At 72.5% G+C, this 23,027-nt stretch carries 20 protein-coding genes and 1 tRNA gene; 6 read left to right on the top strand and 15 right to left on the bottom strand.

Annotated elements, in window-relative coordinates; translation table 11 throughout:
* The first annotated feature begins 28 nt into the window (after positions 1-28).
* Positions 29-102 (top strand) — tRNA-Ile (locus FE251_RS05835).
* A 42-nt stretch (positions 103-144) separates the two neighbouring features.
* Here the strand turns inward: FE251_RS05835 and FE251_RS15475 are convergent.
* From FE251_RS15475 to FE251_RS05825, 4 genes are all read right to left on the bottom strand, one after another.
* Positions 145-309: a hypothetical protein gene (locus FE251_RS15475; RefSeq protein WP_168202660.1), complete on the bottom strand. Its 165-nt coding sequence runs from the start codon at positions 307-309 to the stop codon at positions 145-147.
* 307 nt (positions 310-616) lie between these two features.
* Positions 617-1,258, bottom strand: coding sequence for a hypothetical protein (locus tag FE251_RS05830; RefSeq protein WP_139948231.1), 642 nt, complete (start codon positions 1,256-1,258; stop codon positions 617-619).
* 808 nt (positions 1,259-2,066) lie between these two features.
* Positions 2,067-2,189: a hypothetical protein gene (locus tag FE251_RS15930; RefSeq protein ID WP_255303594.1), complete on the bottom strand. Its 123-nt coding sequence runs from the start codon at positions 2,187-2,189 to the stop codon at positions 2,067-2,069.
* Positions 2,190-2,393: 204 nt separating this feature from the next.
* Complete coding sequence (locus tag FE251_RS05825; protein WP_139071660.1) at positions 2,394-2,960, bottom strand: nucleotidyltransferase family protein; 567 nt, start codon at positions 2,958-2,960, stop codon at positions 2,394-2,396.
* A 56-nt stretch (positions 2,961-3,016) separates the two neighbouring features.
* Here FE251_RS05825 and FE251_RS05820 point away from each other — a divergent pair, with 56 nt between their 5' ends.
* On the top strand, positions 3,017-3,802 hold the full coding sequence (locus tag FE251_RS05820; RefSeq protein ID WP_139071661.1) for an endonuclease/exonuclease/phosphatase family protein: 786 nt from the start codon (positions 3,017-3,019) through the stop codon (positions 3,800-3,802).
* A gap of 26 nt (positions 3,803-3,828) precedes the next feature.
* Here FE251_RS05820 and FE251_RS05815 read toward each other — a convergent pair whose 3' ends face one another.
* From FE251_RS05815 to FE251_RS05785, 7 genes are all read right to left on the bottom strand, one after another.
* A complete protein-coding gene (locus FE251_RS05815; protein WP_139948230.1) occupies positions 3,829-5,739 on the bottom strand; it encodes an amidase in 1,911 nt (636 codons plus the stop codon).
* A gap of 110 nt (positions 5,740-5,849) precedes the next feature.
* Positions 5,850-7,883 carry a DNA primase gene (gene dnaG / locus FE251_RS05810; protein WP_139071663.1) on the bottom strand — a complete coding sequence of 678 codons (2,034 nt, stop codon included), beginning with the start codon at positions 7,881-7,883 and terminating at the stop codon, positions 5,850-5,852.
* A 47-nt stretch (positions 7,884-7,930) separates the two neighbouring features.
* The gene (locus FE251_RS05805) at positions 7,931-9,205 is read right to left on the bottom strand and encodes a deoxyguanosinetriphosphate triphosphohydrolase (protein WP_139071664.1); all 1,275 of its coding nucleotides are present in this window, start codon (positions 9,203-9,205) and stop codon (positions 7,931-7,933) included.
* 48 nt (positions 9,206-9,253) lie between these two features.
* Positions 9,254-9,517 carry a metal-sensitive transcriptional regulator gene (locus FE251_RS05800; RefSeq protein WP_139071665.1) on the bottom strand — a complete coding sequence of 88 codons (264 nt, stop codon included), beginning with the start codon at positions 9,515-9,517 and terminating at the stop codon, positions 9,254-9,256.
* Between the two features lie 81 nt (positions 9,518-9,598).
* Positions 9,599-9,973 carry a thioredoxin gene (gene trxA, locus FE251_RS05795; protein ID WP_139071666.1) on the bottom strand — a complete coding sequence of 125 codons (375 nt, stop codon included), beginning with the start codon at positions 9,971-9,973 and terminating at the stop codon, positions 9,599-9,601.
* 201 nt (positions 9,974-10,174) lie between these two features.
* Positions 10,175-11,881 carry an FAD-dependent oxidoreductase gene (locus tag FE251_RS05790; RefSeq protein WP_139948229.1) on the bottom strand — a complete coding sequence of 569 codons (1,707 nt, stop codon included), beginning with the start codon at positions 11,879-11,881 and terminating at the stop codon, positions 10,175-10,177.
* Positions 11,881-12,249, bottom strand: a complete 369-nt coding sequence (locus FE251_RS05785) for a rhodanese-like domain-containing protein (RefSeq protein WP_139948228.1) — start codon at positions 12,247-12,249, stop codon at positions 11,881-11,883. The genes FE251_RS05790 and FE251_RS05785 overlap by 1 nt, the downstream gene beginning before the upstream one ends.
* Positions 12,250-12,343: 94 nt before the next feature.
* On the opposite strand from FE251_RS05785, the gene FE251_RS05780 reads away from it, so the two are divergent.
* A complete protein-coding gene (locus FE251_RS05780; protein ID WP_139071669.1) occupies positions 12,344-12,958 on the top strand; it encodes a GNAT family N-acetyltransferase in 615 nt (204 codons plus the stop codon).
* Between the two features lie 21 nt (positions 12,959-12,979).
* Entirely contained in the window at positions 12,980-14,164 is a 1,185-nt protein-coding gene (locus FE251_RS05775) for an alpha-amylase family protein (protein WP_139948227.1), read from the top strand.
* A 160-nt stretch (positions 14,165-14,324) separates the two neighbouring features.
* Here the strand turns inward: FE251_RS05775 and FE251_RS05770 are convergent, their stop codons facing one another.
* From FE251_RS05770 to FE251_RS05760, 3 genes are all read right to left on the bottom strand, one after another.
* Positions 14,325-15,221, bottom strand: a complete 897-nt coding sequence (locus FE251_RS05770; RefSeq protein WP_139073220.1) for a sugar ABC transporter permease — start codon at positions 15,219-15,221, stop codon at positions 14,325-14,327.
* Between the two features lies 1 nt (position 15,222).
* A complete protein-coding gene (locus FE251_RS05765; RefSeq protein ID WP_139948226.1) occupies positions 15,223-16,842 on the bottom strand; it encodes an ABC transporter permease subunit in 1,620 nt (539 codons plus the stop codon).
* 96 nt (positions 16,843-16,938) lie between these two features.
* Complete coding sequence (locus tag FE251_RS05760; RefSeq protein WP_139073218.1) at positions 16,939-18,189, bottom strand: sugar ABC transporter substrate-binding protein; 1,251 nt, start codon at positions 18,187-18,189, stop codon at positions 16,939-16,941.
* Between the two features lie 193 nt (positions 18,190-18,382).
* On the opposite strand from FE251_RS05760, the gene FE251_RS05755 reads away from it, so the two are divergent.
* Positions 18,383-19,375, top strand: coding sequence for a LacI family DNA-binding transcriptional regulator (locus FE251_RS05755; protein WP_230976561.1), 993 nt, complete (start codon positions 18,383-18,385; stop codon positions 19,373-19,375).
* 49 nt (positions 19,376-19,424) lie between these two features.
* Here the strand turns inward: FE251_RS05755 and FE251_RS05750 are convergent, their stop codons facing one another.
* Complete coding sequence (locus tag FE251_RS05750; RefSeq protein WP_179954780.1) at positions 19,425-20,936, bottom strand: asparaginase; 1,512 nt, start codon at positions 20,934-20,936, stop codon at positions 19,425-19,427.
* A 205-nt stretch (positions 20,937-21,141) separates the two neighbouring features.
* Between FE251_RS05750 and FE251_RS05745 the strand changes: the two genes are divergently transcribed.
* On the top strand, positions 21,142-22,914 hold the full coding sequence (locus tag FE251_RS05745) for a glycoside hydrolase family 13 protein (protein WP_407925288.1): 1,773 nt from the start codon (positions 21,142-21,144) through the stop codon (positions 22,912-22,914).
* Positions 22,915-23,027 lie beyond the last annotated feature (113 nt).

Genomic DNA, 23,027 nt, shown 5'->3' with positions numbered 1-23,027 from the left:
TGCGGAGCCGTGCGCCCTCCGCACTGCTGCCCCAGTAGCTCAGCCGGTCAGAGCAGCGGACTCATAATCCGTCGGTCGTGGGTTCAAGCCCCACCTGGGGCACCGGTTCCACGGTGCCACTGTAGCCAGGACTGTAGCCAACGGTCACGCAGTGCGGTCCAGCCGCTCGGCGAGGGCACACAGCTGAGCCCGCTCCCCCGCGGTCAGAGTGTCGAGGCGCGCCTTGAGCGTGTCCAGGTCGACCCACAGCTCGTCGGCCGCCTCCTCAAGCTCCTCGGTCCAGCAGAGCGCGTCGAGGAGATCGGCCATGGCAGAAGCTCGGGTTCTTAAGGCAGACGTGGAGGCGTTCCGCGTGGACACCGACAGCCGCCGTCCCAAGGCACCCTGGGAGAAGACCCGTCGAGTGCTGCGGGAGGTTCCCGATCTCCGGGGCGAGGCCATGGACAGCATGACGTACCGCTCCATCCCGCTGGACGCGGCAGGCAAGCCTTGCTCCTGATCCAGGGCAAGGTACGGCGGGCATTCGCAGTGCGGATGCCCGCCGCCCCTAGTCCGGGTAGTGCCATCACGTCCAGCGGCGACCGAGACGCGAGGGTCATTTCAACGGTCGCGCCAGTCAGTCATCAGTTGACTGAAAGGGCGGGGTTGAGAAGGTGATGGCGCCCGGCTCGGACGGCGCTACATAGTCTTCCACCCGGAACCAATCACTAGCGAAGGACCGGCCATCGCCGAGAACTATTCGTGCACGCATATGGTCAACGTTCGCCCCCACCACCGATTCAAGGTCGCGCCGCAGACCATCCAACATCAGATACAACTCAACGGTTCCATAAGGATCAAGCATGCAGGGAAGCTTCGGGGCATCCAAAGACTCGGCAGCACCTGGCCCCAAGGGAGCCGATCGATAATTCCGGACACCGCCACCACCGAGCAGTCGTTTAATACGGGGCCAACGGTGCAAGAACCGCAGAGGCTTGAGGTTGGCGAATGAGATTCGTCGGGAAGATGTGTCTTCCAGACTCCAACTAACCACCTGGACGGGGTATGGGGAGCGATTGATAGCCGTAATTTTAAGGTGGGGCGTTTCTCCATTGCGGTGAAACTCGGACTTGAATTGATGGCACTCCACATACACACGGCGATTGAGCAGATATCGAACGCTGGAAATTACGGCAATGACTGTCGAGAGCGCGGCCGCATAGATCGCCACCCAATCAGACGCACCCATCGTTTCCACCTCGAATACAGGAACGGTCACGTCCCACATCCTGCCCGGAAGTGCCGCACAACGCGTAGCTTTCATAGCCGCCCCAGCGCGGCTCAGTCCTGCTTGCGCCTGCCCGGCCGCATGCGCCTAGAATGGCCCCCCTTTGCGCATCGACGGCCGCTTGGGTGCCCCCCAACGTGTCCCTCAGCAGGTCGAGACGCTGTGGGAATGGACGGGGCGCACTTCCTGCCGGAGTCATGCATGACCTGCACAGATGCGCCCGAGCGGGAAGGGGTGGGAAGGCCGGGCCGGACTCATAATCCGTCGGTCGCGGGTTCAAGCCGCACCTGGGGCACCGGCACATCGACGCCCTCGACCGCGACGACGCGGGTGGCACCGTCCCGCACGGTCCGTCCGGGGGGTGACGGAACCGGTGGGGGCCGCGGGACGGCGCCTCACCCGGATCTATCGGCAGCGCCGGGTCGTTCGAAAGCAGGAATTGCGGGCCGATATCCCATGCATGGCTCCTCCCTGAGTCTGGACCTGGGCGAAACCGGCCCGAACACGAGCCGGTGCCCCGATATGTTGGAGAAACGGGTGAGCGGCATCGGGCGGTGCCGGCACCCGCCCTGGGGGGACCGCATGAGACCAGAGACCCGGTCGGACAATCCGGCGACGAGTACGCGTGAGCGATCGTGGCGCGAGGAGCTGACGGCAGACTACGAGCTGTCGCAGGCGAGACTCGAGATCGAGCTCTCCGGCGACATCGAGGAGCACCTGTAGCCGGTCACGGCGGAAGCCGCCCCCGCCAACCCTCGATCAAGCGGGGGTCGGGGGCGGCGGACTACGCCGCTGACGGCTAGATGTGCTCCTCGGCCTCCTCCGGCGCGTCGAGCCGCATCCGGAGGCGTGCCTGGTCCACCTCGTAGCGTGCCGCCAGTGCGTCACGCCAGGAGGACCGAAGTGCCGTGGTGGCCAGCATCGAGGGTGTGATCGCCTGCATGCCCATGGTCGCCCTTTCCCGTCGGGTGCTGGATCACCACCGCCCGTGGCGTCCGACCAGACAGTTCTCTCAACTTATCCCCGAGATTCCGCGGATCCCGCCAAGCCGGGAGAAGTTCACGCTTACGCAGGACACGGTTCCGCCTAAAGGAGGAGGCGCCGGCGAGTGCGAGGACGCCGCGGCTCAGTGCGCGGGCGCGGGCTCGACGATCCGCAGGTCCTCGAGGAGGTGGAGGAACGCGCGCGCGTACGGGCTGTAGGACACCTCGTCGCGCACCCGCTCCCAGTCGATCTGCTCGCGCAGCGCCCGGGTGAGCGGCAGCAGCCTCCCGAAGTCGCAGTAGTGCTCCCCGAGCACGCGCAGCTTGGAGGACAGCACGTCGGTCGCGCTGAGCACCGGCATCCGCACGGCGAGCACCTCGAGCATCTCGGCGCGCTCCAGCAGCTCGTCGTGCACCGGCTCCCCCGACAACCGGTAGAGCACGTCGACGAGCTGACCCCGGTGGTAGGCCTTGAACAGCCAGTTCTCGGCGGGCTCCTGCACGTCCAGGCCGGCGGCCCCGATCGCCTCCCGGGCGGTCTCGACGTGCTCCTCCTTGACCACGAAGTCCGCGTCGTGCTCCGGCTCCGGGGCGCCCCGCACCCAGGCCGCGTAGCTCCCGCACAGCGCGAAGGGGATCTCGGCCTCGGTGAGAGCGACCGCGGCCATCCTCAGGGCGTCGTGCAGCGCCTCTCGCTCGTCCTCTGCCATGCCACGGGTGTACGAGCGTGTGCGCCCCTGCACCACGAGCGGACACAATCGGGCCCATGCGCCTGGCGACCTTCAACATCCTCCACGGCCGCTCGCTCGTCGACGACGCGGTGGACCTCGACCGCTACGCGCGCGCCGTCACCACGCTCGACGCCGACGTCCTCGCCCTCCAGGAGGTCGACCGGGACCAGCCGCGCTCGCACGGCGCCGACCTCACCGCCATCGCCGCGGAGGCGATGGGTGCGGTCGAGCACCGCTTCGCCGCGACCCTCGCCGGTCTGCCGACGGCGTGGTCCGCCGCCACCGGCGACCTCCAGCCGGGCACCGCGAGCTACGGCGTCGCGCTCCTGTCCCGCTGGCCCGTGAGCTCGTGGTCGGTCGTCCCGCTGGAGGCGCGGCAGGGGCCGGTGCCGATCGTCTTCCCCGGCAAGGAGGAACCCACGCTCGTCCATGACGAGCCGCGCGTCGCACTCGTCGCCGTCGTCGAGACGCCGCACGGTCCTCTCACGGCCGTGTCCACCCACCTCACCTTCATCCCCGACTGGACGACGATCCAGCTCGAGCGCGTCGTCGCCGCCCTCGCCGAGCTGCCCCGCCCGGCCGTCCTCATGGGAGACCTCAACATGGCCGGCTCGCGCCCGTCGGTCGCGACCGGCTGGCGCTCCCTCGCCGGCGCGCTCACCTTCCCGGTGACCCACCCGGACCGCCAGATCGACCACATCCTCGCCGAGGGCCCGCTCCGCGCCGTCGGGCGGGCGCGCGCGATCGCCACGGGGATCTCCGACCACCGCGCACTCCTCGTCGACGTCGAACCGGGCTGGGGCACTGACGGGGGCGGCTGACCGCCGCCCCCGTCAGCACACTCGGCTCAGTCGCCCTCGCCCAGCCGGCGCCGCAGGACCGGCGCGACGGCACCCGCGGCGGCGAGCAGCGCGGCGAGCCCGGCGAGCGCCCCGACGCCGGCGCCGGTCCGGGCCAGCTCGCCCGAGCCCGGCGTGGGCGGGGAGACGACGACGGGCGGGGTGGAGCCGGCGGGCTCCGGGTCGGCCGGTGCCGGGGCCGGCTCCGGCTCGGCGGGCTCCGGCTCGGCGGGCGCCGGCTCGGCAGGCTCCGGGCTGGGCTCGGGCTCGACCGGCTCGGGCTGGGCGGCCGCCAGCTCCGGCGTGCTCGCCGGCGCGGTCCGGTGACCGGTGGCCTGCTCGTAGTCGTAGCCCATCGCGAGGAGGTCCGGCTCGGAGAAGGGCAGCCCCATGAGCTCCAGGCCGACCGGCAGTCCGGCGTCCGTGAAGCCCGCCGGGAGGGTGAGGGAGGGGAAGCCCGACTGCGCCGAGGCGGCGCAGTTGGTGCCGGGCTGGGACTCCTCGACCGGCCGGGCGACCTCGCGGATCGTCGGGTAGGCGAGGGCGTCGATGCCGCCGTCGGTCAGCGTCTCGGTGAGCATGTCGCGGACCTGCTGCTGCAGGTCGAGCCGCTCGAGGTACTCCGGGGTGGGCATCTCGGCGGTCGCGTCCCACCGGGCCAGGCTCGTGAGCACCGACGGCGTGACGTCCCCGCTCGCGACGATGTCGGAGAGCGTGAGGCGGTCCGCCGGCGCGGTGAGCGCCGCCAGGCCCACCGGCCACCGGGCGCCGTCCTGCGCGAGGTAGGTGTTGAGGTCCCGCTTGAACTCGTCCCCGATCACCCCCGAGCCGGCGACGGCCTCGACGTACTCCTGCGGCATCTCGATCTCGACGACGGTCGCCCCCTGGGCCTCGAGGTCCGCCACCGCCGCGCGGACCAGGGCCGTCGTCGGCGCCTCCGCGGGCGTGACACCGAGGTACTCCGGGTTGGTGAGCAGCCCGATGGTCCGCCCCTCGAGCGCGGTCTCGTCCAGGACGTCGCGGTAGGACGCCGGCACCAGCCCCTCCGAGCGGGCCGTCACCGGGTCCTTCGGGTCGTAGCCCACCGTGGCGTCGAGGAAGATCGCCACGTCCTCCACCGTCTTGGCGATGGGCCCGCCGACGTCCTGCGTGTCGGACATCGGCGCGATCCCGTCCCTGCTCAGCAGCCCCGTCGTCGGCCGCAGCCCGACGAGGTTGTTCTGCGCGGCGGGGATGCGGATCGAGCCGCACGTGTCGGAGCCGAGACCCGCCGTCGCGAAGCTCGCCGCCACACTCGCGCCCGTGCCGCCGCTGCTGCCGCCCGGGTTGCGGGTCTGGTCGTAGGGGTTGCGCGTCTGCCCGCCCAGCGAGCTGATCGAGGTGATGCCGGCGGCGTACTCGTGCAGGTTGGTCTTGGCGATGACGATGGCGCCGGCGGCGCGCAGGCGCTCCACCTGCGTGGCGTCGTCCGCCGGCCGGAAGTCCGCGAGCGCCACCGAGCCGTTCGAGGTCGGCATGTCGCCGGTGTCGTAGTTGTCCTTGACGACGATCGGCACGCCGTGGAGCGGGCCGCGCACCGTGCCCGCCGCGCGTTCGGCGTCCAGCGCCGCCGCCTCGGCGAGGGCGTTCTCGTTGACCGTGATGACCGAGGAGAGGCCGGGCTGGTCCCCGTAGGCGTCGTCGTAGGCGGCGATGCGGGCGAGGTAGCGCTCGACGAGGGCCACCGACGACGTCTCCCCCGCCTCGAGGAGGGCGGCGGCGTCGGCCACGGTGAGCTCGACCACGGCAGGGAACGGGTCGGGCCGGACCACCACGCCGGAGGCTGCCGGGACGCTGACCCCCAGGCAGGCGATGCTCGCGGTCGCGGTCGCGGCGACGATCCGTCGCCGTGCCGGTCGGCTCGTGTCGGAAGTGCGCATGGTTCTCCTCGCTCGGACGACGCGCTGCGCGCGAGGGCCGGTGGCCCTGCCGGGACGCTAGGAGAAGCGTGTTTCGTCGCCGTTGCCCAGGCGTTTCGCCCGGTTTCGGCTCAGTCGTCGGTGCGCAGGGCACGGCGCCGGTTCTCCAGCGCCACGAGCTCGGAGAACACCTGCACCGACTCCTCGCTGTCCGGCGCGGTGCGCTGCAGGCGCCCGCGCAGGTCGGCGATCTGGCGGGTGAGGCCCATCTGGATGAGCGAGAGCAGCACCCCGCGGGCGTAGTTCCCCAGCGCCTCGGGCCGGTCCTCGGGCAACGGGGAGACGGCCAGCTCCGTGACGACACCGGCCACCGGCCCGCCGGCGTTCTCCCGCAGCATCTCGGTCCACCACGCCGCCGCGTGCCGCTCGCCCTGCTCACGGCCGCGCTCGGTGACGGCGCGGTCGAGCTCGGCGCCGTAGGTACGGGTACCGCCGGCCGCGCGGATCGCGTCGTGCACCCCGCGGTAGGCCGGGACGGTGAAGGTGTCAGGGGGGAGGTCGTCGAAGCCGGCGCCCAGCGCGAGGTGCGGGAGCTGGACGACGACCTCGAGGACCTGACGCTCCAGGCGGGCGACCGGGTCCTCCCGGCCCGGACGCGTCGAGCGACCCTGCGCGGGCCCGGGACCCGAGCCCGGACGGGACGCGCCGTCGTCGCCCGGGCGACCGTTGCCGTACTGGCCCTGCGGCCGGCCCTGGTCCCGCGAGGGCGCACCGGCCACGCCCCCCTGGCCGCCCCCGGCCCGCTCGGCGGTGGCGACGGCCTGGCGCACCGTGTGCTCCTCCATGCCGAGCCACCCGGCGAGCTCGCGGGCGTACTCCGAGCGCAGCGCCCGGTCACGGATCCCGGCGACGACGGGCGCCGCGGCGCGCAGCCCGGCGACCCTCCCCTCGGCGGTGTCGAGGTTCACCCGGCGCAGCGCCGAGCGGATCGCGAACGCGAACAGCGGCTCGCGGCGCTCGACGAGGTCACGGACCGCCGCCTCCCCGCGCTGCTGACGCAGGTCGCACGGGTCCATCCCCGAGGGCTCGACGGCGACGAAGGTCTGCGAGGCGAACTTCTGGTCCTCCCCGAAGGCGCGCAGCGCGGCCTTCTGCCCGGCCTCGTCGCCGTCGAAGGTGAAGATCACCTCTCCCCCGCGCGTCGCCCCGGAGGCGAACATGAGCCCGGAGGCGGCGTCGCCGCTCTCCCCCAGGAGCCGGCGCACGATCCGCACGTGCTCCTCACCGAACGCGGTGCCGCACGTCGCGATCGCCGTCCCGATGCCGGACAGGTGCGCGGCCATGACGTCGGTGTAGCCCTCGACGACGACGACCCGCTTCTCCTTGGCGATCGCCCGCTTCGCGAGGTCGATGCCGTAGAGCACCGAGGACTTCTTGTAGATCTGCGTCTCGGGGGTGTTGAGGTACTTGGGGCCCTGGTCGTCCTCGGACAGGCGACGCGCGCCGAACCCGATCGTCTCCCCGGTGACGTCGCGGATCGGCCACACGAGCCGCCCGCGGAACCGGTCGTACACGCCCCGGTTGCCCTGGCTCACCAGGCCGGAGGCGATGAGCTCGGGCTCGGTGAAGCCGCGCCCACGCAGGTGGCGCAGGAGGTGGTCCCACCCGGCGGGCGCGAAGCCGACGCCGAAGGTCGCCGCCGCCTCCTCGGTGAAGCTGCGCTCGGCGAGGAACCGGCGGCCGAGCTGGGCCTGCGGGGTGAGCAGCTGCTCCCGGTAGAACTCCTCGGCCACGCGGTGCGCCTCGACGAGCCGCTGACGTCGGCCGTGGTCCCCGCCCGGACGCGCCGGCCCGCTGCCCTCCTCGTAGCGCAGCTGGACGCCCGTGCGGTTGGCGAGGTACTCCACCGCCTCGGCGAAGCTCAGGCCGTCGAGCTTCTGGACGAAGGAGATGACGTCCCCGCCCTCGTCGCAGCCGAAGCAGTGCCACAGGCCCAGCTGGGGCCGCACGTGGAAGCTGGGGGTGCGCTCGTCGTGGAAGGGGCACAGGCCCTTCATCGACCCGACGCCCGCCTGGCGCAGCGTCACGTGGGCGCCGACGACCTCCTCGATGCGGGCGCGCTCGCGGACGGTCGCGATGTCCTCCCGCTTGATCAGGCCTGCCACGCCCCGAGTCTAGGTGCTCGGCGAGCCGTTCCGGCCGTCCTCCACCGTCACCTGCCGCACAGCCGGGCGTGCCACGCCTGGGCGCTGTGGTCGGTGAGCGAGGCGACCTGGTCGACGACGACGCGCAGCCGGGCGCCGTCGTCGGGCGCCGCGTGCCAGTCGGCGACGAACATGGGCTCGAGGGCGTCCGGACCGGCGTCGAGCAGCGCCTCGGTGATCTCGGTGAGCATCGTGCGCTGCTGGCGGTAGACCGGCTCGTGCTCGCGCGGGGCCATGACGTAGTGGGCGGTCGCCCCCTTGAGGACGACGATCTCGGCGAGCGTGTCGGCGGGCACGACGAGACCGGCCTCGTACCGGGTGAGCGGGCCGGTGCCGTGCTTCTCGCGCGTCGCGTCGTGGGCGGCGTTGCAGAAGCGGCCGATGAGCTGGCTCGTCATGTCCTTGAGTGCGGCGCGGTCGCTCCGGGACTCACTGAAGGACTCCAGCCACACCGGCAGGGCGACGAGCCGCTCGAGGGCCGCCCCGAGCTGGTCGTCGGAGACCGCCGGGTTGTACCACTGGCGCGTCTGGGCGACGACGGCGCGCTGCTGGTCGGCGCGGCGCAGCAGCGCGAGGTCGATCCGCCCGCCGACGACGGCGTCCTCGACGTCGTGCACCGAGTAGGAGATGTCGTCGGCCAGGTCCATGACCTGACCCTCCATGGGCAGCCGCCGCTCGGGCGCCCCCTCGCGCATCCATGTGAAGACCGGCAGGTCGTCGGCGTAGACGCCGAACTTGCGCGACGGGCGCCCGCCGGGCTTCTTCGGGGCCTCCTCGGCCGTCCACGGGTACTTCGTCGCGGCGTCGAGGCTCGCCCGGGTGAGGTTGAGGCCCACCGGCGAGCCGTCGTCGGTGAAGGTCTTGGGCTCGAGGCGGGTGAGCAGCCGCAGCGTCTGGGCGTTGCCCTCGAACCCGCCGATGCCGGCGGCCGCCTCGTCCAGCGCCCGCTCCCCGTTGTGCCCGAAGGGCGGGTGGCCGAGGTCGTGGGCCAGGCACGCCGTGTCGACGACGTCCGGGTCGCAGCCCAGCGCCTTGCCGAGCTCGCGGCCCACCTGCGCGACCTCGAGGGAGTGGGTGAGCCGGGTGCGCACGAAGTCGTCGCTCGAGGGCCCCAGCACCTGGGTCTTGGCGCCGAGGCGCCGCAGCGCCGAGGAGTGCACGACTCGGGCACGGTCCCGCTCGAAGGCGGTCCGGCCCGGGTTCTTCGGCTCCTCCTGCCACCACCGCTCACGGTCGGCGGCGTCGTACGGCGCGCGCTCCACATCGACTGCCACGCTCCGCAGCCTAGTGCGCGCACGGCCGGCCGCGGGGCAGCCGCGGCCGGCCGGCCCTCACGCGAGGGAGAGGAAGAGCTTCTGGAGCTTCTGGACGTCGAGGGTCTCCTCGCCGTCGGACTCCACGAGGCACTGCCTCATGCCCGAGGCGATGATCGCGAACCCCGCCCGGTCCAGGGCCTTGGACAGCGCCGCGATCTGGGTGACGACGTCCTCGCACTCCCGGCCCTCCTCGAGCATGCGGATCACGCCCGCGAGCTGGCCCTGCGCCCGCTTGAGCCGGTTGACGACCTTGCCCATCTCACCGGGGTCGAGCTTCATCGCGCCTCCTTGGTCAGGTCCGCGAACGCTACCCGGGGCCGGGGCCCGTGGGAGTCGTCCGCGGACGGGTCGCTCGCCGGGTCAGGCACCCGACGTCGCGTCCTGCTCGGCCAGCTCCTCGCGGACCTTGTCCATGTCGAGGCCGCGGACCGCGGCGATGACCTCCTCCAGCGCCGGCGCGGGCAGCGCGCCGGGCTGGGCGAAGACGAGGATCCCGTCCCGGAACGCCATGAGCGTGGGGATGGAGGTGATGGCGGCCTGCGCCGCGAGGCCCTGCTCGGCCTCGGTGTCGACCTTGGCGAAGACGATGTCCTCGTGGGCCTCGGCGGCCTTGTCGTACACCGGGGCGAACATGCGGCACGGGCCGCACCAGGACGCCCACCAGTCGACGAGGACGATGCCGTCGCGGGAGATGGTCTCGGTGAAGGTGTCGGCGGTGAGGTCGACGGTGCTCATGGGGTGCTCCTTGGTCTGGGTGGGCGGGTGCGCGGGCAGGTCACTCGCAGGTGCACCGGTCCTGCGGCTCGACCTGGGCCATGACCTCCTCGGCGTGCACCCCGCAGCCGGTCCAGGTGGTCTTGCCGCAGGTGGCGCATCGAATGGGGCTGCACATGGTCGTTCTCCTCGGGGTGGGGGTGACGGGGTCGGGACGAGGGGTCAGGCAAGGGCGGGGGCCACGACGGCGTCGGGCCGCAGCGCGCTGAGGGTGAGCCAGCCGCCGGAGAGGTTCCGCGCGTCGATGCCCTCGCCGCGCAGGATCCGGGTGGCCAGGTAGGAGCGCACGCCGCTGGCGCAGTGCACGGACACGGGCCGGCCGGCGGCTGCGGCGCGCACCTCGTCCAGGCGCCCGCGCAGCTCGGTGTGCGGGATGAGCAGGGCACCCTCGAGGTGCCCGGCGGCGTGCTCCGGGGGCGAGCGGACGTCGAGGACGAGGCTGGTGGCGCGCACGTCGTCGAGGTCGCCCGGCTGCCACTGCGGCATGGTGCCGTCCAGGACGTTCTGGGCGACGAAGCCGAGCATGTTGACCGGGTCCTTGGCCGAGCCGTAGGGCGGGGCGTAGGCGAGCTCGAGCTCGGCGAGGTCGTCGGCGCCCATGTCGGCGCGGATGGCGGTGGCGAGGACGTCGATGCGCTTGTCCACCCCGGCCCGGCCCACGGCCTGGGCACCGAGGAGGCGCCCGTCGGGGGCGAAGCTCGCGACGATGTGGACCTGCTCGGCGCCCGGGAAGTACCCGGCGTGGTGGCCCGGGTGGACCCGGACGACCTCGTGGTCGATCCCCGCGGACCGCAGCGCGGCCTGGTTCGCGCCGGTGACGGCAGCGGTGAGGCCGAAGAGACGCAGGATCGCGGTACCGAGCACCGGCTGCTGGGGGGTGGTGCGGTGGCCGCAGATCGAGTCGGCGGCGCGCCGGCCCTGCCGGTTCGCCGGTCCGGCGAGCGGCACGGGGCCGACGGCGCCGGTGACGGCCTGACGGACCTCGACGGCGTCGCCGACGGCCCAGATGTGCGGGTCGGAGGTGCGCTGGTCGGCATCGACGCGGATCGCGCCGCGCGGGCCGAGCTCCAGGCCCGCCTGCTCGGCGAGCGTGCTCGCCGGACGCACCCCGACGTTGACGACGACGAGGTCGGCGGGCAGCACGGTGCCGTCGGAGAGGGCGACCGTCGCGGCGCCGTCCGGCGTACCGGTGACGGCGTCGGCGGAGACGCCCAGGTGCAGCCCGACGCCGTGCGCGGTGAGCTCTGCGGCCAGGAGCGGGGCGAGCTCGGGGTCCAGGGGCGGGAGGACGTGGTCGGCGAGCTCGACGAGCTCGACCTCCAGCCCGCGCCGCACGAGCGCCTCCACGGCCTCGAGCCCGATGAAGCCGGCACCGAGGACGACGGCGCGGGGCGCACGGCCCTCGGGGCGCGAGCCGAGCAGCTCGGCGACCGCCGACTCGATCGCGTCGAGGTCGGGCACCGTACGCAGGGAGTGGACCACCGGGTGGTCCAGGCCCTCGATCGGCGGGCGGACGGCGACGGCGCCCGGGGCGAGGAGGAGCGCGTCGTAGGACAGCTCGGAGGTCCCGTCGGGCCCGTCCACGGTGACCGCGCGGGCGGCGCGGTCGATCGCGGTCACCCGGTGGCCGGTGCGCACGTCGAGGTCCAGCGTGCGGGCGAGGGACTCGGGGGTGTGGAGGAGCAGGTCCTCGCGCCGGCCGATCTCGCCGGACAGGTGGTAGGGCAGGCCGCAGTTCGCGAAGCTCACGTACCTGCCCTGCTCGAGGACGATGATCTCGGCGTGCTCGTCGAGACGCCGGGCGCGGGCCGCGGCGCTCATGCCACCCGCCACGCCTCCGACGACGACGATGCGCCGGCTCGCGCTCATCAGCGCACCACCCCGCCGGCGCGCTGCCACGCGGCCATCCCGCCGGAGACGCTCGCGGCCTCCAGGCCGGCGTCGCGCAGCTTCCTGGCGCCCGCACGGGACCGCATGCCGCTCGCGCACACGACGAGGACAGGGCTCCTGCCCGCCAGTCGCCGGGATGCGGTGTCGATCCTGTCGAGCGGGACGTGCAGCGCCTGCGGCGCGTGGCCCGCCTTCCACTCGTGGCTCTCGCGCACGTCGACGAGGGCGGCGCCGTCGCGCACGAGCTCGACGGCGCGCTCCGCGCTCACCGAGGTGCCGAGGGCGCCGTCGTCCTTGCCGCGGCACAGGAGGGAGCGGAGCCTGTTCGCGAATCCAGTGGTGCTCATGGCACCAACTTATACCCCCGGGGGTATCGTGCGCCAGTGACGCCGGCGACACCCCGGTTCGACAACGCGCCGGGCGGCACGGCACAGTCCACCCGTGACCACACCCTCCCCCTGGCTCACCGCACCGGTGATCACCGGGGCCCTCGTGACCCTGCGCCCCTACGAGCCCGCCGACCTCCCCCACGTGCTCGAGGCCCTGGCCGACCCCGAGGTCGCCCGCCTCACCGGCAGCGTCCACAGCGACGAGGAGGCGAGCCGGCCCGACGTCGACGTCGACCACGTCCGCGAGTGGTACGAGGGGCTGGCCGCCCGCGACGGCCGACTCGACCTCATGGTCGTCGACAACGCGACCGGGACCTGGGCCGGCGAGGTCGTCCTCAACGACTGGGACCCCGAGAACGAGACGTGCAACTTCCGCGTCCTCCTCGGGCCGGGCGGGCGCGACCGCGGGCTGGGCACCGAGGCCACCCGCCTCCTGCTCGACCACGCCTTCAGCCACCTGCCCCTCCACCGCATCTCCCTCGGCGTCTACGCCTTCAACCCGCGCGCGCAGCACGTCTACGAGAAGGTCGGCTTCGTCCTCGAGGGCCGGGAGCGCGACGCGCTGCGCTACGGCGGTGCGCGGGTCGACCAGCTCGTCATGTCCGTCCTGCGCCCTGAGTGGAGGGCCCGCCAGGAGACGGGAGCCCGCCAGGAGACGGGAGCCTGACCGGGTGCGAGAATGGGCGCCATGACCGCCCCCAGCCCACCGACGGGCGTCGCGACCGCCGCGGGGCCGGTGACCACTCGCATGGTCCACCGCGCCTCACGCGGACACCAGGAGTGGTGGCGCTACGCCGTCGTCTACGTCAACGAGCCGCCGCTCCTGGGCGCCGTCGCCACGGAGCAGGACGTCGCCCAGCGCATCGCGCAGCTGCGCCGCGTCTCCCGGCTCGGCGTCCAGGCCATCCGCATCGGCTGCCCGCCCCTGCCCGGTGAGGCGGGAGAAGGCGTCGTCGCCGCCGTCGACGAGCTGCTGAAGCGGGCCCGGCGCACCGGCCTGCGCGTCATCCTGCGCGTCGACCCCCTCGACCCGCGCGACGAGGCGTGCGCCCGGTTCTGGCTCAGTCGCGGCGCCGACGGCCTGGACCTCGGCCCCGTCCAGGAGTCCGCCCCGGTCTCCCACGCCCGCTACCGCGAGCTGCACGCCCTGCTCGCCGAGCACGCCCGCACCGAGGACCCGATCCTCTCCACACGCCTCGCCCCCGCAGTACAGGCCCGCGCCGCCGACATGCTCCACGAGGACTGGCTGCACCACCTCGTCGACGCAGACCTGCTCCACGTCGCCAGTCCGTCCGAGCTCATCGCCTCGGTGACCGCGAGCCTGCGCATCCGCGACGCTCTCGGGACCGCCGGTGCCTGGCTCGTGCCCGACGTCGCCGAGGCGGGCACCCCGCTGCTGGCGCTCAGCGGCGCGCTCGTCGTCCTCGCCATGCCCGGCGCCGTCTACCTGCGCCAGGGCATCGAGCTCGGTCTGCCGGTGAAGACGTCGCCCGAGCGGGACGACGCCCGGGTCGCGCGGGCCGCGGAGCTGCTGGAGGAGCAGCGCGGCATACCCGGCACCCCCTACGAGACGATCCGCGCGGCACTGCGGCTGCGCTCGGACCACCGCCTCGGCCTCGCCCCGCTCGCGTGGGTCGAGGAGCTCGGCGGCCCCGTGCCCGCGCAGGTGCTCAGCTTCCTCTGCGGCGACATCCTCGTCGTCGTCAACCTCGGCGAGGAGGACCTTCCGCTGCCCGAGGACCGCGAGGTGCTCCTCGCGTCCGGTCCGCTCGCCGTCGGCCCGGGCGCCCGGCAGAACCTGCCGCGGCACACCGCCGTGTGGATGTGGCAGGAGCCCCGGCCGCCCGTGCGCGACCCCCGCGCCCGGCGGTAGCCCGCCCGCGGAACTCCGCTCTCGCGCGGAAGTCGGCTCTCGCGCGGAAGTCGACTGTCGCGCGGAAGTCGGCTGTCGCGGGCGAGGGGCGGGGGGCGGGGGAGGAAACGCGGAGAGCAGGGCTCCCCGGGGGGAACCCTGCTCTCGGTGGTGGTGCGTCCTAGCCCTTGACGGAGCCGGCGGTGAGTCCGGAGACGATGTACCGCTGCAGGAACAGGAAGATGAGCACGATCGGGATCGCCGCGATCGTCGCACCCGCCGCGAACAGGCCCCAGTTCGCCGAGAGCTGGTCCGAGACCCACCCGTACAGGCCCACCGCCACCGTCCAGTTCGACTCCGACTGCAGGATCAGCTTGGCGAGCAGGAAGTCGGAGAACGTCGAGATCAGCGACAGCAGCGCGACGACCGCGAGGATCGGCACGACCAGACGCAGGATGATCGTCCAGTACGTCTGGGCGTGGGTGGCGCCGTCGATCTTCGCCGCCTCGTCCAGCTCCTTGGGCACGGTGTTGAAGAACCCGTACATGAGGAACGTGTTCACGCCCAGCGCCCCACCCAGGTACACCATGATGAGCGCGATCTGGGAGTTGAGGCCGAGCACCGGGGTGATGTCACCCAGGAGCAGCAGCAGCAGGAAGATCGCGACGAACGCGAGCAGCTGCGGGAACATCTGGACGATGAGCAGGGCGATGAGGCCCACCCGCCGCCCGGTGAACCGGAAGCGGGAGAACGCGTACGCCGCGGCGGCGCCCATGAGGACGGTGCCGATGGACGTCACGCCCGCGATGAACACCGTGTTGCCGAGCCACGTCCAGAAGTAGGTGTCGGCGAGCTGGGCGTAGTTCGCCGTGCTCATGTCGGTGAACAGGGCGTTGGAGCCGGTGAGCGTGCCCCGCTCGCTGAGCGAGGCCGAGATGATGTAGACGATGGGCCACACCGCGTAGAGCATGGCGAGCAGGGCGACGATGTAGCGCCACCCCACCTCGCTCCACCAGCGGCGTCGGCTCGGGCGCCGCTCGGCGAGGGTGGCCTGGGGGGAACCGGTCATGGTGGCCATGTCAGTTGATGTCCTCCAGCGCCTGGGTCTTGCGGAACGTGATCACCGAGATGGTCGCGACGATGAGGAAGATGACGAGCGAGAGCGCCGAGGCGAGCCCGTAGTTCGTCGCCGCGCGTCCGTCGAGACCGGAGATGGAGTACACCATCGTGATGAGGATGTCGGTCGCACCGACGGGGACCGAGCTGTCCGGGAAGCGTGGCCCGCCCTCGGTGAGCATCTCGATGCCGTTGAAGTTGTTGAAGTTGAAGGCGAAGGACGAGATGAGGAGCGGGGCGACCGCGATGAACAGCAGCGGCAGCGTCATCGAGCGGAAGATCCGCCAGCGGCCGGCGCCGTCGATGCGGGCGGCCTCCATGACGTCGCTCGGGATCGACTGCAGCGCACCGGTCGTGATGAGGAACATGTACGGGAAGCCCACCCACAGCTGGACCCCGAGCACGACGGCGCGCGCCAGCCACTCGTTGGACAGCCACGGGATCTCCGCGCCGCCGAGGAGCACCTGGTTGATGAAGCCGTAGTCGGTGTTGAGCATGCCCCGCCACAGCAGGTAGGACATGATCGCCGGGAAGGCGTAGGGCAGGATGAGGAAGGCGCGCATGACCTTGCGGCCGCGTACCCGCTCGTCGTTGAGGACGAGCGCGAAGAACAGGCCGAGGAAGAACGTCAGGCCGACGGTGAGGATCGCGAAGGCGAACGTCCAGATGAGCACCTTGAGGAAGGGCTCGGCGTAGCGCGAGTCCGCGAACGCCGTCGTGAAGTTGTCGAGCCCGATGTTCACCCGCCAGCCCACGTTGAGCGTGGAGCCGTCCGGGGCCTCGAACTGACCGTTGTCGTTGGGGGTGTAGACGACGCCGGTCTCGACGTTCGTCATCGTGTCCGTGGCCTCGTCGTAGTCGAGGACCGAGCGGTAGACGAAGCCGTTGCGCGCGTCCTGCGTGCGCACCGAGCCTGCCTCGGCGTCCTCGGAGAAGGGCACGCGCAGGTCGACGACCTCGGACTGCCGGGCGATGACCTCCTGCCGGTCGAGGATCTCCCAGCCCGGGACCTCGGTGATGGTGCCGTCGGAGACGACGGCGTCATCCACCTCGCGCAGCGGCTGCTCGGCCGTGCCGACCAGCACGTCGCCGTCCTCGAGGACGGCGAAGCCGAGCTCCCCGTCACGGTCGACGACGGCGAGGGGGTAGGAGCTCGACCCCTCGACCCGCTGCTCGTTCTGGATGAGCAGCGCCTCGATCGCGTCGCCCTTCGTCGAGTTGTGGCCCTGACCGTAGTTGGTGAAGGCGACGTACCCGGTGTAGGCGACGGTGAAGACCTGGAAGACGAGGAGGAACGCGAGACCAGGGAGGATGTACTTCATCGGCAGCGCGCGCCGCGAGAAGTACACGTAGTCGGCGAGCACGAGCAGGGCGAGCATCCCCGCGAAGACCCCCCAGGACTCCACGGTGAACGCCTGGATGAGGATGTAGACGCCGAGGGCGTTGATGAGCGCCATGACGGCGATCTTGAAGAAGAACCCCGGCGTGTACGTCCGCGAGTGAGGAGTACGCAGAGGTCGGGTCCGCAGCTGCTTGGCGTCGTCGCTCGCCGCCGAGAGCTGAGGATGCTGAGGCTGGGACATCAAAAGCCTTCCGGGAGGTGCGCGGGCGGGGCCAGCGCGTAGGACCAGGATCGCGCGGCGGCGCGCCCGGGGCGACCCGGGCGCGCCGCTGTCGGATCAGCCGCCGATCGCGGCCTGGATGTCAGCGACCATCTTCTCCCAGCCCTCGACCGGGTTCACGGCGCCGGCGATGATCTGGCCCTCGGTGACGCCCCAGAAGTTCCACACCTCGCCCATCTCGGGGATGGAGGGCATCGGGACGGCCTCGGCGCCGACCTCGCGGAAGCCCGCGGCGATCGGGTCGGAGGAGACGGTGTCCGCGGCGCTGATGAGCGCCGGGGTGCGGTCACCGGCCTCGTAGAGAGCGACCTGGGCCTCCTCGGTGGCCATGTAGTTCACGAGGAAGTCGTTCGCGAGGAGCGCGTTGTCGCTCTGGGCGCTCACGTAGAAGCCCTGGACGCCGGTGAACGGACGGGCGGGCTCGCCACCCGCGGACGGGATCGGGTCGACCGCGATGTCCATGCCCTCGAAGGAGGACAGCATCCACGGGCCGCCGAGGAGGTAGGCGGCCTCACCGTTGGCGAAGGCCTCCACGACGATGTCGTACTCCCACGAGGTGTTGAGCGTGCCGGCCGCACCCTGCTCCGCGAGCCAGGTGGCGAAGTTGTTGCCGGCCTCGCCGCCGAGCGCGAGCTCGGGCGAGTAGCTGCCGTCCTCGTTCATCTCGAAGACCGGGGCCCCGAAGGAGGTCTGGAACGGGTACATCGTGTAGGGGTCGCCGACCTCGGTGACCTGCACGAGGAACGGGTACTGGGCGCCGGACGCCTCACCCATGGCGATCATCTCGTCGAAGGTCGCGGGGGTCTCGTCGACCAGCGCGGCGTTGCGGTAGATCGCGATGTTCTCGATCGCGTAGGGCAGGGCGTAGACCTGGCCCTCGTAGGTGAAGGCCTCGACCGCGACCTCCTCGAACTCCGACGCCTTGTCGCCGAGCTCGACCGGGGCGACGACGCCGTTGGCGGTGAACTCACCGAGCCAGTCGTGGGCACCGACGGTGATGTCCGGGCCCTCGCCGGTGGGAACCTGGGCGAGGAAGTCCGGGCGGATGTCGTCGAAGTTCTTCTGCACGAGCTCGACGGCGGTGCCGGTCTCGGCCTCGAAGGCCTCCGCGGCGGCCTCGACGGCCGCCTGGCGGGTGTCGTCCACCCAGATCGTGAGGCTGCCCCCGTCCCCGTTGGCCCCGGCGTCGGCCGTGGCCTCGTCGGTGGTGGTGCTGTCGTCGGCCGGGGTCTCCTCGGCGTCTCCGCCACAGGCGGCCAGACCGAGAGTCAAAGCGGCGGCGGCGGTGATCACGATGCTGCGACGCATGCGTTATCTCTCCTTGTCGTGTGGCCTAGGCGACATCACGGCCTGTGAGCCGCGTCGCTGTGCCGTTTGCTGGAACTGTAAGTCGCCACGGACGGCGATTGCAACACGTTGCAGAGATTTCATGTAACGATTGCACACACAGACGGAGCCGCTGCAGAAGAAGGGGTCTGCCATGCAAGGCCGCACGAGACTGATGGACGTCGCCGAGCAGGCAGGAGTCAGCACGGCGACCGTGTCGCGCGTGCTCAACGGCAAGCCCGAGGTCGCCGCCGAGACCCGCAAGGCGGTCCTCGCCGCGCTCGACATGCTCGGCTACGAGCGCCCCGAGCGGCTGCGGGCGCGCTCCGCCGGCCTCATCGGGCTCATCGTCCCCGAGCTCACCAACCCGGTCTTCCCGGCCTTCGCCCAGTCCATCGAGTCCGTGCTCTCGACCCTCGGGTACACCCCGCTGCTGTGCACCCAGTCCCCCGGCGGCACGACCGAGGACCAGTACGTCGAGATGCTCCTCGACCACGGTGTCGACGGCATCGTCTTCGTCTCGGGCCTCCACGCCGACACACAGGCCGACGCCGAGCGCTACCGCCGCCTGCAGTCCCGCGACATCCCCTTCGTGCTCGTCAACGGGTACACCGGGGAGCTGGACGCCCCCGCGTTCTCCACCGACGACAGCGGCAGCATGGAGCTGGCCGTGCGCCACCTCGTGTCCCAGGGACACCGCAGCATCGGGCTGGCGATCGGTCCCGACCGCTTCGTCCCCTCCCAGCGCAAGCGCCTCGGCTTCGAGCGCGCCACCGCCCAGCTCCTGCCCGGGGGCACCAACCCGGTCGTGCCCACCCTCTACACCTTCGAGGGCGGCCAGGCAGCGGCCGGGATGCTCCTCGACCACGGCTGCACCGCGATCATCTGCGGCTCGGACCTCATGGCGCTCGGCGCCGTCCGGGCCGTCCGTTCCCGCGGCCTCTCGGTCCCCCAGGACGTGTCCGTCGTCGGCTTCGACGACTCACCGCTCATGGCCTTCACCGACCCGCCGCTCACCACCCTGCGCCAGCCGGTCGACGCGATGAGCCACGCCGCGGTCACCTCCCTCATCGCCGAGGTCAAGGGCGCCCGCGCCCCGCGCAGCGAGCTGCTCTTCGTCGCCGAGCTCATCGTCCGCCACTCCACGGCGGCCGCCATCCAGCGCTGAGCACGCCTGGGGGGAGGGGCCCACCGGCCCCTCCCCCCAGGCGCGTACGTCACTCCCCGAACGCCACCGTGAACGCCCGCCGGCGGTAGGCGTAGAGCGTGCCGCCCACGAGCAGCGCGAGCGCCGCGACGGTGAGCGCGCCCTGCACCGGAGCGCCGAGCGCCGGCAGCCAGCCGGCGCTGCCCGGACCACCGGTCCCGCCGGCGCCACCGGCCTCGGTCGGCTCCGCCCCGTCCGGGGCCTCCTCACCGCCCGGCTCTCCCCCGCCCGGGACCTCGCCCGCCGGGGGCTCCTCGCCGGCCGGCGGCCCGGCGGGCGGCGCCGTCGTCGGCTCGGCCGTCGCGCCCGGCTCTGGCGCCGGCTCGGTCGGCGTGGGCTCCGGCGCGGGCGCCGCCCCCGGCGTCGGGCTGAGGACGGCCGCGAGCGCCGACTGGTCGAAGCTCGGGGTGCCGAGCGTGGCGAACCACTCGCGCGCCTGCTCGATGTCCTGGGTGAACGCGCGGCTCAGGAGCAGCAGGAGCCGTGCCTTCTGCGGCAGCAGGTCCCCGGCGGCGATGATCCCCGTCCCCCCACCCGAGACGGTCCCCGAGCCGGTCCGGCTCGAGCTGGCGAACCACACGCCCTCGGCGATCGCGGCCCGACGCGCCTGGCCCGGAGCCGAGGAGATCCCGCCGGCCCCCGTCCCGGCCGTGACGATGCCGGTGACCCCGGCCTCGGTGAAGGCGGTGATCGCCTCGCCGCCGGCCTGCTGGTAGTTGTAGACGATCTCCGTGCGCGGCAGCGAGCCGGCCGCGACCTCGCTGAGGTCGAAGGGGGTGAACCACTCCTCCTGCGCGCAGTCGAGCACCCGGGCGGGCGCACGCTGGACGTGGACGTCGGCGCCGTCGATCCACCCGAGGACGCCGAGCTGACGGGTGATGAACGTGTCGTTGCGGGTCGTGTTGCCCTTCGTCACGTCCCGCGCGGCGTGGATCTCGTCGTTCAGCATGAGCACCGTGCCGAAGCAGTACGTCTGCCCGCTCGCACCGAGCCGCACCGCCTGGAGGAGGTTGGCCGGGCCGTCGGCGCCGAGGACGCCCGCCTCGCCCGCGGTCTCACCGGCCGCCCAGGGCCGCATCGCCCCGGTGAGGACCACCGGCTTGCGGTTCTGCACGGTGAGGTCGAGCCAGTAGGCGAACTCCTCCATCGTGTCGGTGCCCGTGGTGACGACGACGGCGTCGGACTCCTCGAGCGCGTCCTCGACGGCGAGGGTGAGCTCGCGGTACTGCTCGATCGTGTAGCCGCCGGAGCCCGCGTTGCCGAACTGCACGACGTCGACGTCGGCGAAGGCCCCGACCTCCGGCTGGATCTGGGCGAGCATGTCGCTCATCGGGTAGGTGCCCGCCCGGTAGCTCGTGTAGGTGTCGCGGCCCTCGGCCTTGCCGGCGATGGTCCCGCCCGTGGCGATGATGGTGACGTGCGGCCTGTCCTCGGGGGCCGCCGTGGCCGTCCCGGGGGCGAGCGCCAGCCCCACGGCCAGCAGCGCCGCCGGCAGAGCCCGGCGTGAGTTGGTCCTCGTCATGCGTGTCCTCCTCGTGGTCCTCGCCGGGCGGACCGCCGGCACGGACACCGGGACCTTCGTCCCCGTGTGGCGACACACTCGCAGTGAGGTGTTTCACTCCGGTTGCGGACGTGGGTCGCCGGGGTTTCCCGCCCCACGTTGGGAGGGAGGCAGCACCGTGGGTACCGTAACGAGACCCGTCATTCGACCCCCGACTGGAACGCCCGTGACTTCACCCAGCCCTGTTTCCCTGCCCGCGACCGGCCAGGTGGTCCACCAGCCGGCCGCTGACGCCGACTGGTGGCGCACCGCCGTCATCTACCAGATCTACCCGCGCTCCTTCGGGGACGCGAACGGCGACGGGATCGGGGACCTGCCGGGCATCACCGAGCGGCTGGAGCACCTCGCGCGGCTGGGCGTGGACGCCGTGTGGCTCTCCCCCTTCTACCGCTCCCCGCAGAAGGACGCGGGCTACGACGTCGCCGACTACCGCGACGTCGACCCGATCTTCGGCACCCTCGAGGACGCCGACGTGCTCATCGCCCGCGCCCACGAGCTCGGTCTACGGGTCATCGTCGACCTCGTCCCCAACCACACCTCCGACCAGCACGCGTGGTTCCGCCAGGCGCTGGCCGAGGGGCCCGACTCCGCGGCCCGCTCCCGGTACGTCTTCCGCGAGGGCGGCGGCGAGCGCGGGGAGGAGCCGCCGAACAACTGGCAGTCCGTCTTCGGCGGCCAGGCGTGGACCCGCGTGTGCGACCGTCCCGACGCCCCGGGCAGCCCGTGGGAGCACGACGGCCAGTGGTACCTCCACCTCTTCGACTCCACCCAGCCCGACCTCAACTGGGAGTCCGCCGAGGTCCACGACGAGTTCCGCAGCATCCTGCGCTTCTGGCTCGACCGCGGCGTGGACGGCTTCCGCGTCGACGTCGCCCACGGCCTGGTCAAGGCCGCCGGGCTGCCGGACTGGGCGGGCCACGTGCGCATGGTCGAGGGCACCGACGTCCCCGACGACGGCGTCGCGCCGCCCGACGCGAGCGACGACGCCGTCACCGGCCGCAGCCCGATGTTCGACCAGGACCGCGTCCACGAGATCTACCGCGAGTGGCGCGCCGTCCTGGACGAGTACGACGCGCGCATCCTCGTCGCCGAGGCGTGGGTCGAGCCGCTCGAGCGCCTGGCCCGCTACGTGCGCCCCGACGAGATGCACCAGGCGTTCAACTTCGACTTCCTCGTCACCCGGTGGGACGCTCCGGCGCTGCGTGAGTCGATCGCCTCCTCCTACGCCGCGAACGACGCCGTCGGCGCGCCGACGACGTGGGTGCTGTCCAACCACGACGTCGTGCGCCACGCCTCGCGCCTCGGCTTCGCCCAGACCGGCAAGGGCCCCAACGGCATCGGCGCGGAGGACCCGCAGCCCGACGCCGAGCTCGGCCTGCGCCGCGCCCGCGCGGCCAGCCTCCTCATGCTCGGCCTGCCCGGCAGCGCCTACCTCTACCAGGGCGAGGAGCTCGGTCTGCCCGAGCACACCACCCTGGACGACTCGCTGCGCCAGGACCCGGCGTGGTGGCGCACCGGGCACGCCGAGAAGGGCCGCGACGGCTGCCGCGTCCCGCTGCCGTGGCGCTCGGACGCCCCGGGACTGGGCTTCTCCCCCACCGGACGCACGTGGCTGCCCCAGCCCGAGTCGTGGGCCGCGCTGGCACCCGACGCCCAGGAGCAGGAGGAGGGCTCGACGCTGCGGATGTACCGCGCGGCCCTCGAGCTGCGCGCCGGGCTCGGGCTCGGCGCGGGGGCCCTGGAGCTGGTGCCCGCCGGCGAGGACGTCGTCGCGGCGCGCAACACCGGCGACGGACGGCCCGCCGTCCTCGTCCTCACCAACATCGGCGCCGACCCGGTGCCGCTGCCCGAGGGCCACGAGGTGCTCCTCGCCAGCGGTCCGCTCTCCGACGGCGCCGTCCCCGCCGACACCACCGTCTGGCTGCGCGACCAGGCCTGACCCGCGCCCGACCCGCACCCCGCCCCCGGTCCGCCGGGTGGCGGGGTGCGTCTTCTGCTGCCCGGAAACTCCCCTTCACCCGGTTCCACCCGCGGACGTAGGATCGGCGCCTG

Source organism: Georgenia wutianyii (genome assembly GCF_006349365.1).
Classification (GTDB): domain Bacteria; phylum Actinomycetota; class Actinomycetes; order Actinomycetales; family Actinomycetaceae; genus Oceanitalea; species Oceanitalea wutianyii.
The sequence above is the reverse complement of the archived record's forward strand: the minus strand, read 5'-3'. Positions and strand labels throughout refer to the sequence as shown.

Bases quoted from the DNA above. Each gene is read 5' to 3' on its own strand.
- FE251_RS15475 (WP_168202660.1), bottom strand. From the start codon at position 309: ATGGCCGATCTCCTCGACGCGCTCTGCTGGACCGAGGAGCTTGAGGAG.
- FE251_RS15930 (WP_255303594.1), bottom strand. From the start codon at position 2,189: ATGCTGGCCACCACGGCACTTCGGTCCTCCTGGCGTGACGCACTGGCG.
- FE251_RS05825 (WP_139071660.1), bottom strand. From the start codon at position 2,960: ATGGCAGAGGACGAGCGAGAGGCGCTGCACGACGCCCTGAGGATGGCC.
- FE251_RS05820 (WP_139071661.1), top strand. From the start codon at position 3,017: ATGCGCCTGGCGACCTTCAACATCCTCCACGGCCGCTCGCTCGTCGAC.
- FE251_RS05815 (WP_139948230.1), bottom strand. From the start codon at position 5,739: ATGCGCACTTCCGACACGAGCCGACCGGCACGGCGACGGATCGTCGCC.
- FE251_RS05800 (WP_139071665.1), bottom strand. From the start codon at position 9,517: ATGAAGCTCGACCCCGGTGAGATGGGCAAGGTCGTCAACCGGCTCAAG.
- trxA (WP_139071666.1), bottom strand. From the start codon at position 9,973: ATGAGCACCGTCGACCTCACCGCCGACACCTTCACCGAGACCATCTCC.
- FE251_RS05790 (WP_139948229.1), bottom strand. From the start codon at position 11,881: ATGAGCGCGAGCCGGCGCATCGTCGTCGTCGGAGGCGTGGCGGGTGGC.
- FE251_RS05785 (WP_139948228.1), bottom strand. From the start codon at position 12,249: ATGAGCACCACTGGATTCGCGAACAGGCTCCGCTCCCTCCTGTGCCGC.
- FE251_RS05775 (WP_139948227.1), top strand. From the start codon at position 12,980: ATGACCGCCCCCAGCCCACCGACGGGCGTCGCGACCGCCGCGGGGCCG.
- FE251_RS05770 (WP_139073220.1), bottom strand. From the start codon at position 15,221: ATGGCCACCATGACCGGTTCCCCCCAGGCCACCCTCGCCGAGCGGCGC.
- FE251_RS05765 (WP_139948226.1), bottom strand. From the start codon at position 16,842: ATGTCCCAGCCTCAGCATCCTCAGCTCTCGGCGGCGAGCGACGACGCC.
- FE251_RS05760 (WP_139073218.1), bottom strand. From the start codon at position 18,189: ATGCGTCGCAGCATCGTGATCACCGCCGCCGCCGCTTTGACTCTCGGT.
- FE251_RS05755 (WP_230976561.1), top strand. From the start codon at position 18,383: ATGGACGTCGCCGAGCAGGCAGGAGTCAGCACGGCGACCGTGTCGCGC.
- FE251_RS05750 (WP_179954780.1), bottom strand. From the start codon at position 20,936: ATGACGAGGACCAACTCACGCCGGGCTCTGCCGGCGGCGCTGCTGGCC.